At 59.2% G+C, this 15,881-nt stretch carries 8 protein-coding genes and 2 pseudogenes; all 10 read left to right on the plus strand.

Features of this window, described 5'->3' with window-relative positions:
* Positions 1–394: 394 nt before the first annotated feature.
* The 10 genes and pseudogenes from AB2N04_RS07365 (at position 395) to AB2N04_RS07410 (ending at position 15,711) form a co-directional block, all read left to right on the plus strand.
* Positions 395–3,875, plus strand: a pseudogene (locus tag AB2N04_RS07365) (indolepyruvate ferredoxin oxidoreductase family protein).
* Positions 3,876–3,966: 91 nt separating this feature from the next.
* A pseudogene (locus AB2N04_RS07370) lies at positions 3,967–6,274 on the plus strand (putative bifunctional diguanylate cyclase/phosphodiesterase).
* A 170-nt stretch (positions 6,275–6,444) separates the two neighbouring features.
* Positions 6,445–7,224 (plus strand): hypothetical protein, encoded by a 780-nt coding sequence (locus AB2N04_RS07375; protein WP_367718005.1) that lies wholly within the window; start codon positions 6,445–6,447, stop codon positions 7,222–7,224.
* 58 nt (positions 7,225–7,282) lie between these two features.
* Positions 7,283–7,957, plus strand: coding sequence for a Crp/Fnr family transcriptional regulator (locus tag AB2N04_RS07380; protein ID WP_367718006.1), 675 nt, complete (start codon positions 7,283–7,285; stop codon positions 7,955–7,957).
* Positions 7,958–8,258: 301 nt separating this feature from the next.
* Positions 8,259–10,235, plus strand: coding sequence for an AMP-binding protein (locus AB2N04_RS07385; protein ID WP_367718008.1), 1,977 nt, complete (start codon positions 8,259–8,261; stop codon positions 10,233–10,235).
* Positions 10,232–11,056: an ABC transporter ATP-binding protein gene (locus tag AB2N04_RS07390; RefSeq protein WP_367718010.1), complete on the plus strand. Its 825-nt coding sequence runs from the start codon at positions 10,232–10,234 to the stop codon at positions 11,054–11,056. Before AB2N04_RS07385 ends, AB2N04_RS07390 begins: the two co-directional genes overlap by 4 nt.
* A 19-nt stretch (positions 11,057–11,075) precedes the next feature.
* On the plus strand, positions 11,076–12,035 hold the full coding sequence (locus AB2N04_RS07395; RefSeq protein ID WP_367718011.1) for a branched-chain amino acid ABC transporter permease: 960 nt from the start codon (positions 11,076–11,078) through the stop codon (positions 12,033–12,035).
* Positions 12,036–12,342: 307 nt separating this feature from the next.
* Positions 12,343–13,419, plus strand: coding sequence for a branched-chain amino acid ABC transporter permease (locus AB2N04_RS07400; protein ID WP_367718013.1), 1,077 nt, complete (start codon positions 12,343–12,345; stop codon positions 13,417–13,419).
* Positions 13,420–13,491: 72 nt separating this feature from the next.
* A complete protein-coding gene (locus AB2N04_RS07405; RefSeq protein ID WP_367718014.1) occupies positions 13,492–14,811 on the plus strand; it encodes an ABC transporter substrate-binding protein in 1,320 nt (439 codons plus the stop codon).
* Positions 14,812–14,877: 66 nt separating this feature from the next.
* On the plus strand, positions 14,878–15,711 hold the full coding sequence (locus AB2N04_RS07410) for an ABC transporter ATP-binding protein (RefSeq protein ID WP_367718016.1): 834 nt from the start codon (positions 14,878–14,880) through the stop codon (positions 15,709–15,711).
* Positions 15,712–15,881: the final 170 nt, after the last annotated feature.

Below are 15,881 nucleotides of genomic sequence, written 5' to 3' on the forward strand. Positions count from 1 at the left end.
ATGAGACCCTCTTGCGTTTCCCCAATACGGGCGGAAGTTGTTCCCTGTCCTGCCCTTCAACCTGATAACCAGGCAGCGATTGATTAGCAGCTTTGTTTCTGGTGAAAAAGTAACCGGGCGAGAAAAGTCGCCTTTTTGCCTTTCGGGCCTAAATTATGAAGTGAATAGGCCCGACTGGCTGCTGCGCTCGGGGTGCAGGCAGGTATACTACGGTCAGATTCGTGCGCGGTTCATGTGGCTCGACTAATAAAGTGTCCCCGCAAATGCCGTGTTTTGTGTTGGCGTTGCTCATTCTTGTGGAGCCCGCAAATTCGTTTGACGGGATGCCGGGCGGATAGAAAACTATCCCTGCGGATACGCTTCCAACCGTATTTCGCGGAGGAGGAAAACATATATGACGCTTCACAACGTCACGCTCGACGACAAGTTCGATTTAGCCAGGGAGCGCATCTTCGTTTCCGGTGCACAGGCGATTGTCCGAATGCTTTTGATGCAGCGCGAGCGAGATCGACGTGCGGGGCTGAACACTGCCGGTTTTGTCTCCGGGTATCGCGGGTCGCCCATTGGCGGGCTCGATCTGCAGCTCTGGAAGGCGAAGAAGCAGCTCGAAGCGGCCAATGTCATCTTCCAGCCCGGCCTGAACGAGGAACTGGCGGCAACCGCCTGCTGGGGCTCGCAGCAGGCCGAGCTTCTGGGGGAAGGCAAATATGACGGTGTGTTCGGCGTCTGGTACGGCAAGGGCCCGGGCGTAGACCGTTCCGGCGACGTATTTCGCCACGCCAACCACGCTGGATCTTCAAAACATGGCGGTGTACTGGCGCTCATGGGCGATGACCACACAGCCGAATCCTCCACTGTGGCCAATGCCAGCGAATTCGCTTTCGTTGACGCGATGATCCCGATCCTGAATCCCGCCGGCGTTCAGGAACTTATCGATTATGGCCTCTATGGCTATGCGCTGTCACGCTTTGCTGGCACCTGGACCGCCATCAAATGCGTCAAGGACAACATTGAATCGACAGCCGCCGTGGATGTTTCGCTCGAACGGCTGAACATCGTCACGCCGGAATTCGACATGCCGCCGGGCGGTCTCAACATCCGCAACGAGATCAACATGCTGGGCCAGGAGGCGCGGCTCTACGATTACAAGCGCGCTGCGGCTGCCGCCTTCGTGCAGGCGAACGGGCTCAATCGCATCGTCTATTCGGGCGGGGCAAAGCCGAAGATCGGCATCGTCACACTCGGCAAGAGCTATCTCGACACGCGGCAGGCGCTGGACGATCTGGGCATTGATGAAGCGCGCGCCAACCAGCTTGGCATCCGCCTCTTCAAGGTGGCCTGCCCCTGGCCCTTCGACATCGAGCACATGCGCGATTTCGCGCGCGGTCTCGACATGGTCATCGTGGTGGAGGAGAAGCGTTCCCTGGTCGAGGTCCAGCTGAGGGAAAATCTCTACGGCACCGCCAATCAGCCGGAGATCATCGGCAAGGTGGATGAAAAGGGAAGCCGGCTTTTCGCTCCCACCGCAGCGCTCGACCCCAACGAGATCGCGATCGCCATAGGCGAACGGATTCTCCGCGTCATAGGCCCATCGGAAGAGATTTCCGCGCATGTTTCACGGCTGAGGCAGTTTCAGGCCATGCTCGCCGACACGCAGGACGTTTCCGGCCGCACGCCCTATTTCTGTTCCGGCTGTCCTCACAACACCTCCACCAATGTTCCCGAAGGCTCCATTGCCGGCGGCGGGATTGGCTGTCACTTCATGGCAACCTGGATGGACCGTTCAAACATCGGTTTCACTGCCATGGGCGGCGAGGGCGCACAGTTCATCGGTCAGGCTCCGTTCTCGAAACGCGAGCACTTTTTCCAGAATCTCGGTGATGGCACCTACAATCACTCCGGTTCCATGGCGATCCGGTTTGCCATCGCGTCGGGTGCAAACATCACCTACAAGATTCTCTACAACGACGCCGTTGCGATGACCGGCGGGCAGCCGCACGAAGGCGGTCTGACGGTTGACATGATCGCCGATCAGGTGCGCGCGGAGGGTGTGGAGCGCATTGCCGTTGTCAGCGACGAGCCGGAAAAATATGCCGGTGTCGTCAAGTTTCCTAAAGGAACCACCATCAGCCACCGCGATGATCTCGATCAGGTCCAGCGCGAACTGCGCGAGGTGAAGGGCGTCTCGGTTCTGCTTTACGATCAGACCTGTGCCGCAGAAAAGCGCCGCCGGCGCAAGCGCGGCACATTTCCCGATCCCGACAAACGGGTCGTGATCAATGAGCTTGTCTGCGAGGGATGCGGAGACTGCGGCGTCAAATCGAACTGCGTGTCCGTGCAGCCGCAGGAGACCGAGTTTGGCCGCAAGCGCCGCATCGACCAGTCCAGCTGCAACAAGGACTTTTCCTGCGTCAATGGTTTCTGCCCCTCCTTCGTCACCGTGCATGGGGCGAAGCTCAAAAAGGCCCGGGGCGTAAACGGGCAAAGCGATCCCCTGGAAGGGGTGCCGGAGCCGAAGCTTCACGACCTTTCGCGTGGCTGGTCTGCCGTGGTTGACGGGATCGGTGGCACCGGTGTCGTCACCATCGGCGCGATCGTTGGCATGGCTGCGCACCTGGAGGGCAAGGGTGCGGGCATCATCGACATGGCTGGCCTGGCGCAGAAGGGGGGTGCCGTCTTCACACATCTCCGGGTCGCCCCGACACCGGAAGACATCCACGCCATCCGCGTTTCCGCCGGAGAGGCCGACCTCATTCTGGGGTGTGATCTGGTGGTGTCTGGCACCCGCAACGTGCTTGCTGCAGCGCGTGCCGGCCACACCCTGTTCATGGCCAACATCGCGGAAGTCATGCCGGGAGATTTCGCCCGTTCCGCCGACTTCTCTCTCCCCACCGAGCGCCTCAAGAAGGCGATCCGTGAAGCGGGCCGGCGAGGACAGGGCGCACTTTTTCGATGCGACGCACACGGCCACCATCCTGTTCGGCAATTCGGTGGGCACCAACATGTTCATGCTCGGCATGGCCTATCAGCTCGGTGGTCTTCCGGTCTCGGCCGAGGCGATCGAAAAGGCGATCGAACTCAACGGCCAGGCCGTTTCCATGAATGTATCCGCATTCCGGTGGGGGCGCCGCGCCGCGCACGAGCCCGACCATGTGAACAGGCTGGTTGCCCGATCCTCAAACGAGGAAGCCGTTCACGCACTGTCGCAGTCCCTCGATGAGGTGATCGACCGGCGCCAGCGCTTTCTGGTGCAGTACCAGAATGAAGCCTATGCGCAGCGCTACAGCACCCGCATTGCCAGACTTCGCGCCGCAGAGGCCGAGGTTCTGCCTGGTTCTACTGCGGTCACGGAGGCAGCGGCCCGCGGTCTCTTCAAGCTGATGGCCATCAAGGATAAATATGAGGTTGCGAGGCTCTATTCCGACGGCTCCTTCAGGCGGCAGCTTGCAGCGGAGTTCGCCAGTTATGAAAAGCTTGAATTCCATCTGGCGCCGCCGATCCTCGGGCGCCGTGACGCTGCGGGAAACCCCAGAAAATCCAGTTTCGGTCCCTGGATGATGCCCCTGTTCGGCCTGCTCGCGCGCCTGCGTGGGCTCCGGGGCACTGTGTTCGATGTTTTCGGTTACAGTGAAGAGCGGCGGATGGAGCGGCAATTGCTTGCCGACTACGAAGCGGATCTGAATCTCATCGAAAAACACCTTTCACCCAAGCGCGTCAACGCCGCCCTTGCACTGGCTTCCCTACCTTCCATCATTCGCGGATATGGGCATATCAAGGAAGCGAACGCCTTGAAAGCAAAGGAAGAACGCCTCAGGCTCATCCGGCGCCTCGAAAATGGCGATGAAGAGGGGCCGGTGCTGAGAGCGGCGGAGTAGCCGGCTTTCGTCAACTTGTGGCGCAAGGGCTGAAATAAACGTTTGTTAAAGCTGTTTTGCCATAAGTTTGACCGTCAATCGGGCTCGTGCGGTGAAAAACAGCAAGAACAGCATACCGGAAGACGTCTATGTTGGGTACATCCGTTCCTTGTTTCAGGACGTGGGAGTGCTCCCCGTGGGCGCGGCCTGCTATGGGCTGATTGCGCTGCTTCTTTACTACAAGACCGGCCAGGCGGTTCATCTGGTTCTGGGGCCCGCAATGTTCGTGGCGGGCTTGTGGCGCTATTTCAGGATCATGCGGGTCGATCATTCCCTGATTTCCGACTACCCGTCAGCTCTGGCCTGGGAAGCCCGGTATCTGTGGTGGGGAAGCCTGCACGGGCTGGTGGTCGGAGCTTTCGGATTCTTCGCCATCGCTTGGTCGCAAGACGCTTTCAGCGAGCTTGCTGCGGTCTCGGCCATTCTCAGCGGAACGATCACGATTGCCGGTCGGAACTACGGTTCGCACAAGATGGTGTCCGTCCTGACGCTGACCATCGTTTTCCCGATGGCGCTCGGTCTGATGCTGAAGGGGGATTTCTATCACTTTGCGCTGGGTCTCTTCATCGTCCCCTTCATGTTCGTGGTCACAAGGATGGCGGACCTTGTCCGGACCGTTCTGTTTACCGCGATCAGCGAGGAAAAACGGTCCACCCGGCTGGCACAGCGCTTTGACCGCGCGCTGAACACGATGCATCACGGGCTCTTGATGCTCAACAATGAGGAACGGGTGGTGGTGAGCAACGCCCAGGCCGCCGAAATGCTGGGGTTCAGGTCGTCGGAACAGATGCTCGGTCGCACTCTGAAATCGCTGCTCATGCGTGGCGTTGCTGGCGGGCTCCTGTCACAGCATGATTACGCCTATGCGGAGGAGCAGCTTTCGAAAGCACTGCGAGAGGGGCGCAATCGCAAGGTTCTGCTGCGCATGACCAATGGCAGGCATTTCGAGTTTGCAGCCCGCGAGGGGCACGACGAGGTTGGTGTGCTGACTTTCGAGGAGGTGACCAGCCGCGTTGAAGCGGAAGAGAAAATTCGCTTCATGGCTAGGTACGACAGCCTTACCAGCCTGCCCAACCGTGCGTATTTCCACGAGAAGGTGACCGAGGCGATGGCCTCAGGAGATCAGGACCGCCTTTGTGGCCTCGCGGTTCTGGACCTTGATGATTTCAAGACGGTGAACGACACGCTGGGACACCCGGTGGGTGATGGCCTGATCTATGCTGTTGCCGAGAGGCTTGCAGAGTTCGAAAGCGCATCGGTTCGCATCAGCCGGTTCGGCGGTGATGAATTCATGATCTACTTCAACCATGTGGCCGACGAAACCGAGTTTTCGCGGCAGTTTGAAGAGATCTTTTCCTGTCTGTCCGGAGACGTGGATGTGGCAGGCCACGCCATGCGCATTCAGGCGAGTGGCGGTGCAGTCGTCGTGCCGGTGCGATCGAGCGATGTCGACGCGATGATCGTCAAGGCTGACCTTGCGCTGTACAAGGCCAAGGAGCTGGGCAAAAACACCTGGAGCCTGTTCGAAACCGAGATGGATGTCGCCTTCCGCAATCGTCAGATGATGAAGGGCCGATCTGCGCAGCGCGATCGAGGCACGCAACCTTCGGGTCGTCTATCAGCCCATCGTAGAGGCTGCCACCATGCGCATTTCCGGTTGCGAGGCACTGTGCCGGTGGGATCACCCGGAGCTGGGGCTCGTGTCCCCGTCCGTGTTCATTCCGTTAGCCGAAGAAATGGGGCTTATCTCAGAAATCAGTTCCATCGTACTGGAAGACGCCTGCCGCGAATGCGTGAAGTGGCCCGAGCACATCAGTGTTTCGGTAAACCTGTCGGCCAAGGATTTTCGTTCCAATGCAGTGATCGGGAAGGTGGAGCGCGCGCTGGAGAGAACAGGCCTTGCGCCTGGCCGTCTTGAGATCGAGGTCACCGAAACCGCGCTTTTGAACGACACCGAAGCAACGGTCAGCTATATCAATACACTGAAACAACTCGGCGTGCGCATCGCACTCGACGATTTCGGAACCGGCTATTCCTCACTCAGCTATATTCACACGCTGCCGCTCGACAAGATCAAGATAGATGGAAGCTTCGTGGCCAATCTCAGGGCAGGGGAGCGCTCCCTGCATCTGCTGCAGGGAGTGGTCGATCTCTCGCGCAAGCTGGGGCTCGACGTGACCGTCGAAGGTGTCGAGCGCTTCGATCAGCTCAGGCTGCTCGAAAGCTCCGTCAAGCCGGATCTTCTTCAGGGTTTTCTCTTCGGTTCGGCCTTGACGGCATCAGGCATCGAGACGATGGCCGACATGAAGCAGCCGGTACGGCCCGTCGAAGAAAGAATCCGAACCCAGCCCCTGATCTGATGAGAGTCCGCTTTCTGAAAAAGCAAGTGTGTTCCGTCGAAACCCTTTGTTAAGGTTAATAAAACCTAAACAATTTTGATACGAGTTTCAGCTTTACAATGTCCGGTATGCGACTACGCTTGTAGCGTACGAGAGGTTGTTTAAGTCGACAGGGGCATGCGGCAATGGTCATGAGTACCGGCCTGGTCGGACTGAAACCGGGGAGCGAGGGTTTCGTTCGTGAACCTTCAAGGAAATCGTCAAGCTTCATCGATGGCGTGATGGCGTTACTGGAGCGCACCGAATATCGTCGGTGCCAAACAGGCGAGGACCGGGAAGAAATCTTTCATCTGCGGTACCGTTCCTATCAGGCGCATGGATTTGTGCCCGAAACGGAAAAACAGATCGTCAAGGATGATCTCGACGATCTTCCCAACTGCTACAATTTCGCTGTCTATATTGACAAACGCCTCGTCAGCACGGTGCGGCTGCATCAGATCGACCGGGACAATCCGCTCGGACCGGTGACGAAAGGCTTTGGCGACATCATGTCCCCGCTGATCGAGCAGGGAGAAAGCTGCATCAACCCCAGCATGCTTGCTGCCGATCCCGATCTTGCGCGTGAATACCGCGCATTGCCATATGTTTCGTTGCGTCTGGTGATCGCCGCCTACGAGTATTTCCGCTCCACCTATTGCGCCTGCCTCATCCGGCAGGAGCACACCGCATTCTACCGCCGGATTTTTGGCGCGCGGCAAATGAGTCCGGAACGCGCCTATCCGCCAATCAGCATCCCGCTCATGCTGTTCGGTGGTGTCTGCGCAAGGGAGTTCGGGCCGATTGTCGAACGGTTTCCCTTCTTCCTGTCCACCCGTTCCGAGCAAAAGCTCCTGTTCGAGCGGTCCGTGACCGGCGACACCGCGCCGCTCACCATCCTACCCACGGCGAAATATCTGCGCCACGCCGCCTGAAAGCGCGCTCCCGGCATCACTTCTTGTCGCCCGTCTGCAGGCAGGTTATCGAATAACCATGAACACGAAACGGGATATCGCTGCCGAAGCCATCTGGGGTGCGGAACTCTCGGAGGATGAACTGGTCCGGGCGCGCCGCGGGCTGAGCGAGCGGAGCTATCCCAAGGGCAGCTACATCTGTCACCGTGGCGACCGGCTGGATTACTGGACCGGCGTCAGCGAGGGGTTGATCAAGATCAGCGCAATCTCCGCCTCGGGCAAGGCAATGACATTCGCGGGGGTGACGGATGGCGGCTGGTTCGGCGAGGGGTCGGTGCTCAAGAACGAACCCCGCCAATATGATGTCGTGGCCATTCGCGACACAAGGCTGGCGATGTTGTCGCGAAGCAGCTTTTTATGGCTGTTCGAAAACAGCCCCGGTTTCAACCGGTTTCTCGTTCGTCAGCTCAATGAACGCATGGGCCAGTTCATCGCCACCATCGAGTATGACCGCATTCTGGGGCCCACCGCTCGTGTCGCGCGCAATCTCTCATGGTTTTTCAATCCGGTCCTTTACCCCCGGGCGGGCAGCACGGTGGAGATCAGCCAGGAAGAGCTCGGTCTTCTGGCAGGTGTCTCGCGGCAGGTGGTGAACCGTGCGCTTCAGGCGCTCGAACATGAGGGGCTTTTAAAGGCGGAGCACGGACGTATCACTGTGGTGGATGCCAATGCGCTGAGCCGCTACGAGGTTTGATCATTCCAGCAGAAACGCTCAGACAAAAACCGCCGCTCCCTTGCATAGAAGGCAACAAGTAGCGCTCTCGGCAAGGCGGCAACTTACGTTAGACTTTGGTCTGAAAAGCGGTATTCCTGCTTCGGGAAGACAGCAGACTGCGCATAAACTTCCTCCACCATAAAGACAAACTGCGTCTCTGTCTGTCAAGGGGCGTGTTGAATGGTTGTGGGTTTCATGGAACCCTCAAACCAATCAGGAACCGGTTCGGGGAGGAACCGGGACAACAGCGGGTCCACCGCTGCCAGTGGGAGGAAGCGACTTGGCGCAATATGACGCGTCGAAGGATACGTTTGCCAAATATCTGCTCTGGAACGCCGAGCGGTTCCGCGACCGGCCGGCCATGCGTTTTAAGGACTATGGCATCTGGCAGAGCTGGACCTGGGCAGAGCAGCTTGAGGAAGTGCGGGCTTTTGCGCTTGGTCTCCAGTCGATCGGCCTCAAGCGCGGCGACAAGATTGCCGTCATCGGTTCTAACCGGCCAAGGCTTTACTGGACCTTTGCCGCGGTCCAGACGCTGGGTGCGGTTCCCGTGCCAGTCTATGCCGATTCCGTAGCCGAAGAGATGTCCTATGTGCTCAACCATGCCGAGGTCACTTTTGCCGTGGTTGAAGATCAGGAGCAGGTCGACAAGGTTCTGTCCATCTCCGACGAAGTGCCGCTTCTGACCGAGATCGTCTACGACGAGGAGCGCGGTCTAAGGGATTACGACCACACCCACCTCCATGCTTACGACAGCGTGCGCGAAGCCGGCCATCGCAGGCTTGCCGAGGAACCCGAGGCGAATGCGAACTGGTTGGCAGAGATCGAAAAGGGGCGCGGCTCCGATCTTTCGGTCATGCTCTACACCTCAGGCACGACTGGCCGGCCCAAGGGCGTCATGTTGTCCAACGACAATTTCGTCCGTTCCGCCATCAACGGCAACGCGTTCGACAATCTGACCGAAAACGAGACGATCATTGCCTATCTGCCTTTGGCCTGGGTCGGCGATCACCTGTTCTCCTACGCCCAGTCCTACACGGCGGGCTTTTGTGTTGCCTGCCCGGAAAGCCCCGAAACGGTGAACGAGGACCGCCGCGAGATCGCGCCGACCTATTTCTTCGCGCCGCCGCGCGTTTTCGAGGCCATGCTGACCTCGATCATGGTGCGCATGGAGGATGCCGGAAAAATCAAGAAGGCGATGTTCGATTATTTCCTCGCCCATGCCGCAAAGGTCGGCGAACGCATTCTGAATGGCGAAGAGGTCGGGCTCGTGGACCGGCTGAAATACGGGCTCGGCGAGTTCATGGTCTATGGCCCGCTGAAAAACCGAATGGGCTTTTCGAACATGCGGGTCGGCTATACGGCGGGCGAGGCCATCGGGCCGGAGCTTTTCTCCTTCTACCGCTCGCTGGGGCTGAACCTGAAACAGCTCTACGGCCAGACGGAAGCCACTGTCTACATCACCGCGCAGGAGGACGGAAAGATCCGTCCCGACACGGTGGGGCTGCCATCGCCGGAGGTAGAAATCCGCATCGCCGAGAGCGGCGAGGTGATGTATCGCTCGCCGGGTGTTTTCGTCGGTTACTATAAAAACGACGAGGCGACCCGCGAAACCAAGACTGACGATGGCTGGGTGCATACGGGTGACGCCGGGTTCTTCGACACGGACGGCCAGCTTAAGATCATCGATCGCGCCAAGGATGTCGGCAAGTTGTCAGATGGCGCTCTGTTTGCGCCGAAATACATCGAGAACACGCTGAAATTCTTCCCCGACATCCAGGAAGCGGTGGCGTTCGGCCATGGGCGCGAGTTCTGCGCGGCATTCATCAATATCGACCTGCAGGCGGTCGGCAACTGGGCCGAACGCAACAACATCGCCTATGCGTCCTATCAGGAATTGGCCGGGCATCCGCGCGTCTACGAAACCATCGCAGCCCATGTGAACGAGGCCAATCGCAGGCTCGCCCGCGAGCCGCTCATGGCAGCGTCGCAGATCAGGCGCTTCCTCGTTCTGCACAAGGAGCTGGACGCAGATGACGGCGAACTGACCCGCACTCAGAAGGTGCGCCGCAAGTTCATCGCCGAGCGCTATGGCGAGTTGATCGAGGCGCTTTACGATGGCTCGACAGAGAAGTTCGTGGAAACCCAGGTCACCTATGAGGACGGTCGCAAGGGCATCATCCGCGCGACGGTGAAGATCGTCGATGCCGAGGTCCATGCGGTTCCGGCCGAGAGCGCACGGGAGGCTGCCGAATGAATCCGCGTCCCGATCCCGCTCAACTCAACGCGCCCGATGATGGCATCGCCAGGGGCGGCGTGCTTCTCGATGTGAAAAACGTCTCGCTCGCCTTCGGCGGCGTCAAGGCGATCACCGACATTTCGCTCAACGTTCTGAAGGGCGAGATCCGCGCCATCATCGGTCCCAACGGTGCCGGCAAGACCTCCATGCTCAACGTCATCAACGGCTTCTACACGCCGCAGCAGGGCACAATCATCTTTCGCGGGCGCGAGCGCCGTTCGATGAAGCCGCATCAGGCGGTGGGGCAGGGCATCGCCCGCACCTTCCAGAACGTCGCTCTCTTCAAGGGCATGTCGACGCTCGACAACATCATGGCCGGACGCTCTGTCCGGATGAAGCGCAACATTGGCTGGCAGATGCTGTGGCATGGGCCGGCATTGCGCGAAGAGATCGAACACCGCGAGAAGGTCGAAGAGATCATCGATTTCCTCGAGATCCAGCACATTCGCCGCACCCCGGTGGGCAAGCTGCCCTATGGCCTGCAAAAGCGCGTCGAGCTTGGCCGCGCGCTTGCCATGGAGCCGACGCTTCTTCTCCTCGACGAACCCATGGCGGGCATGAACCTTGAGGAGAAGGAAGACATGAGCCGCTTCATCATTGACGTGAACCAGCAGCGCGGCACCACCATCGCGCTGATCGAGCACGATATGGGCGTGGTCATGGACCTGTCCGACCGCGTGGTGGTGCTCGATTACGGCAAGAAGATCGCCGACGGCTCGCCCGACGAGGTGAAGAACAATCAGGACGTGATCGACGCCTATCTGGGCGTGCCGCACTAGGTGGCGAGGGGAGGAACGCATGGAATTCTTGAACGATGTTCTTGTAAAGCCCTTCGCGGACATGGCCGCAGCGCCGGATTTCCTGCTTCAGGTGCTCTGGGAAGGGCTGGTCGGCGGGGTGCTCTATGCGCTGATCGCGCTTGGCTTCGTGCTGATCTACAAATCCTCGCGCATCTTCAACTTTGCGCAGGGCATCATGGTGGTGTTTGCCGCCCTCACACTGGTAGGCCTCTATGAAAAAGGCGTTCCCGCACTTCTTGCACTGCCGCTCACGCTGGGCGTGATGCTCATCTTGGCAATGACCATCGAGCGCGTGGTGCTGCGTCCGCTGGTCAATCAGCCCGACATCATCCTTTTCATGGCGACCATCGGCATCACCCTGTTCCTGATCGGTTTCGGCGAACTGATTTTTGGTGGCGAAAACAAGGTCATGATCACCGAGCAGCTCTTCATCCCCACCGGCAGCATCGTGTTCGAGCCGTTTGGTGGTTTCGTCTCCATTGAGGAGAAAGACCTCACGGCGGTTATCGGCGCCATGGTGCTCGTGGCGGCTCTTCTCGTCTTCCTCAACAAATCCAAGATCGGCCGCGCCATCCGGGCGCTTGGCGATGACCACCAGGCCGCGCTTTCGGTCGGCATTTCGCTCTCCACCATCTGGGTCATCGTCTGGTTCATCGCCGGCGTCATTGCGCTCGCGACGGGCATTGTCTGGGGCGCGCGCGCCGGTGTGTCGTTTGCGCTGGAGGTCATCGCATTCAAGGCGCTGCCGGTGCTCATGCTGGGCGGTCTGGAAAGCGTCATGGGCGCGATCATCGGCGGGCTGGCCATCGGCATTCTGGAAAAGCTCTTCGAGATCTACTGGGGCCAGCCGCTGCTTGGCGGCAACACCGAAGCCTGGTTCGCCTACATGCTGGCGCTGCTCGTGCTTCTCTTCCGCCCGCAGGGGCTGTTTGGCGAAAAAATCATCGAGCGGGTTTGAGATGATGGTTCGGATGATAACGCTGAATACCCCGATCACAGAAAGTGAAATGCGATACGCCGCTGCCGTCATCCCGGCCAACCGAAGGGAGAGCCGGGATCTATTCAGAGGCGCGGCCGATTTCCGCAGTAAGGTCTGGTGGAGCCAATCTGCGGTCAAACGGAAACCGGGCCGCGCTCCACGATGTTCTTCCAATGGGTCCCGGATAGCCCTTAGGGCTTCCGGGATGACGACCTGTGCACCGTGGGGTTCGCAAAGAGGGATGCCCCCTACCACCGCTCAAACAACCGGCCGCAGGAGATAGATCATGTTCTACCGCACAGCAGGCCAGTTCAAGACAAGTTATGAAGCCGATCACGCGCTGTTTCCGGTGCGGCAGGATGCCATACTGCTCGGCGTCGTTCTGGTCTTCGCCTTTGTCATCTTCCCGCTCACGGCGAGCGAATTCACCTTTCGCGCGCTTCTGATCCCGGTCCTCATCTATTCGCTGGCAGCGCTTGGCCTGAACATATTGACGGGCTATGCGGGGCAATTGTCGCTCGGCACCGGCGCGTTCATGGGCGTGGGCGCCTATGCCTGCTACAAGCTCGTCACCATCTTTCCCGAAATGAACATCGTCCTGGCCATTGCGCTGTCCGGCTTCTTGTCGGCGGCCATTGGCGTTCTGTTCGGCTTGCCGTCACTGCGCATCAAGGGTTTTTACCTCGCCATTGCCACGCTGGCCGCGCAGTTCTTCCTCGTCTGGCTGTTCCAGAAATGGGCGTGGCTCTACAACTACAACGCCTCCGGCGCGATCCAGGTGCCCAATATCGAGATGTTCGGCATCACTGTCGCCGGTCCGCGCGCCACGGCCATCACGCAATACTACTTCGTCCTGTGCGTGGTCTGCGTCATCACCTTCTTCGCCATAAACATCACGCGCGGGCGCATCGGTCGCATGTGGAAGGCGGTGCGCGACATGGATATCGCCGCAGAGCTTGTCGGCATCAATCTGATGCGCTCCAAGCTCATGGCGTTCTTTGTGTCATCCTATGTGGTGGGCATTGCCGGCGCGCTGTTCGTCTTTCTGTGGCGCGGGGCGGCAGAGGCGAACCTGTTCGACATTCCATTGTCCTTCCGCGTGCTGTTCATCGCGATTATTGGCGGGCTCGGCTCGATCCTTGGAAATTTCCTTGGCGCGATCCTCATCGTCGCCCTGCCGGTCATCATTGGCAGCGTGCCGCAGGCGTTCGGCATCCCGCTCGATTCCGCCATGGTCGAGCATTTGAACATCATGATCATCGGTGCCCTCATCATCGCTTTCCTGATCATCGAGCCGCATGGGCTCGCGCGCTTCTGGGCGATGATCCGCGAGAAATTCATTCTTTGGCCTTTCCCGCACTAGGCGGGCAAGGTGCGTGAGACGGGGAGTGTTCGCCCCTTCCTTTCGGAGAACGGAACAAGTGGAGGAGAGAGTATGAAGAAAATGCTCAGAAATGCGATCCTGTCGTCAGCGCTTCTTGCTGCCGCCAGCTTCGCCGTGCCTGCTGTCGCGCAGGACGAAAGCATCTACATTCCGAACCTGGCCTACCGCACCGGTCCCTTCGCGGCTACCGGCACACCGCTCATGAACGGACAGCGCGATTACATCACGCTGTTAAACGAGCGCGATGGCGGGCTGAACGGCGTCAAACTCGAATATGACGAGTGCGAGACCGGATACAACACCGAAAAAGGCGTCGAGTGCTACGAGAAAACCAAGGCGCGTGCCGTGGTCACGCAGCCCTGGTCGACCGGCATCACACTGCAGGTCCTGCCCAAGTCGAATGTCGACAAGATCCCGATCCTTGCTCCCGGCTATGGCTTCTCGCCCATGGCCGATGGCAAGGTGTTCCAGTGGGCCTACAATCCGCCGTCGTCCTATTGGGACGGCGCGTCGATGATCCTGAAGAACATTTCGGACGGCAATCTCGACAGTCTGAAAGACAAGAAAATCGCCTTCCTGCATCTCGATCATCCCTTCGGCAAGGAGCCGCTGCCCCTGCTCGAAGTCCTGGCGGAAAAACATGGCTTCAACCTGGTTCCGATCCCGGTCGGTTTGACGGAGATGCAGAACCAGTCTGCACAGTGGCTCCAGATCCGACGCGAGCGTCCCGATTTCGTTGTGATGTGGGGCTGGGGTGCGATGAACGCTGGCGCCATCACCGAAGCGGTGAAGACCAAATACCCGATGGACCAGTTCGTCGGTGTCTGGTGGTCCGGGCATGATGGCGATCTCAAGCTCGTTGGCGACCAGGGCAAGGGCTACCGTTCCATCTCCTGGAGCGTGCCCAATTCCGAGGCTCCGCTCATGGCCGACATCAGGAAATATGTCGTCGATGCCGGCAAGTCGCAGATCAACCAGGACGAAGGCGAGTTCGATTCCGTGTTCTATCAGCGCGGTCTCATGATCTCCGTCATTCTGGTCGAGGGCATCAAGGCCGCGCAGGAAGAGTTCGATGTGCGCAATCCAAGCCCGGAGCAGCTGCGCTGGGGGCTGGAAAACATCAATCTCGATGAGGCGCGGCTCAAGGAGCTCGGTGCCGAAGGCATGCTCGTCCCCTTCAGCACCTCATGCGCCGACCACACCGGCCATGGTGGCGGCTGGATGCTGCAATGGGACGGCGCCAAATTCGTCAAGGCGTCGGACCTGCTGACACCCGACCGTGCCGAGATCGAAAAACTGGAAGCTGAAAAGGCCAGGGAATACGCGGAAGCCAACGCGCCCTGGCCGGTCAATGAAGAGTGCAGCATGTAGGCACTTTTTACCATGGCTCCCCGCTGCGTGCGGGGAGCAATTTTCCAAGACATGGGAACCGACGGCATGACGACACCAGCGCCCGCGCCACAGGCCGATGAACAGATCCTCGAAGTCAACAATATCGAGGTCATCTACGATCACGTCATTCTGGTTTTGAAGGGTGTTTCCCTCTCGGTTCCGCGTGGTGGCATCACGGCGTTGCTTGGTGCGAACGGAGCCGGCAAGACCACAACGCTCAAGGCCATTTCCAACCTGCTCCATGCCGAGCGCGGCGAGGTGACCAAGGGTTCTATCCTGTTCGGTGGCGACGAGGTGCAGAACCTTTCACCTAACGATCTGGTGCGGCGCGGCTGCATCCAGGTCATGGAGGGGCGGCACTGTTTCGGCCATCTCTCGGTGGAGGACAATCTGCTGACGGGTGCTTTCACCCGGCGCGACGGGCAGGCGGCGATCCGCGAGGATCTGGATCTGGTCTACACCTATTTCCCCCGCCTGAAGGAGCGGCGCAGTTCACAGGCCGGCTACACTTCGGGTGGCGAACAGCAGATGACGGCGATCGGTCGGGCTTTGATGTCACGGCCCAGGATGATCCTGCTCGACGAGCCCTCCATGGGGCTGGCGCCGCAACTGGTCGAGGAGATCTTCGAGATCGTGAGGAAGCTCAACGAGGAACAGGGAGTGTCCTTCCTTCTGGCGGAACAGAACACCAATGTGGCGCTGCGCTATGCCAAGTATGGGTATATTCTGGAATCGGGCCGTGTCGTGCTCGATGGTGAGGCGAAGGCGCTGCGCGAGAACGAGGATGTGAAGGAATTCTATCTCGGGGTCGGTGGCGAGGGCCGGCGCTCCTTCCGAAACGTGAAACACTACAAGCGGCGCAAGCGCTGGCTCTCATGATTCATGTATTTTCGACCCGGTGCCGGAATTTTGGAACGCCTTTCCACATCGGAAGGACTGATTTTTCCACATTCCGTACCGATTTGATGAAAACGGTTCTCTTATCGCGCCTCAAACCGCATTGGATTGTTCATGCGGCAATCCTCCCATTGCCCTTCAGACATCTTTTC

It is taken from the genome of Nitratireductor sp. GISD-1A_MAKvit, assembly GCF_040819555.1.
GTDB lineage: Bacteria > Pseudomonadota > Alphaproteobacteria > Rhizobiales > Rhizobiaceae > Nitratireductor.